This window comes from Pseudomonas sp. 2995-1 (assembly GCF_002742505.1).
Taxonomy (GTDB): Bacteria; Pseudomonadota; Gammaproteobacteria; order Pseudomonadales; family Pseudomonadaceae; genus Aquipseudomonas; species Aquipseudomonas sivasensis.
Genome location: NZ_LJSA01000235.1, coordinates 1 through 248 on the forward strand (window position 1 = coordinate 1; position 248 = coordinate 248).

The window sequence follows — 248 nt, forward strand, 5'->3', positions numbered from 1 at the left end:
AGGTAGTCGTGGGAATGATTTAATCCTTACTTTCGATATGGAATTTCAGCAACGAGTAGATGAAATAGTGAATGATGTGGTAGATGAAAGGTCTTCACATTTTATCGGGGAACCTGACGCTTATGTTGTAGTGATGGAGCCAAATACAGGCGATATTCTAGCAATGTCAGGATATGGAGATTGGCAGGAAGCTGGTAACTTTAATGCTGCATTTGAAATGGGGTCATCCATGAAAGGGGCTACTGTGC

At 41.9% G+C, this 248-nt stretch carries 1 protein-coding gene; it reads left to right on the forward strand.

Going from position 1 to position 248, the window contains the following annotated elements; all coding sequences use genetic code 11:
• On the forward strand, nt 1-248 hold a 248-nt coding region (locus tag AOA61_RS31150; protein WP_218197336.1), incomplete at both ends, for a hypothetical protein.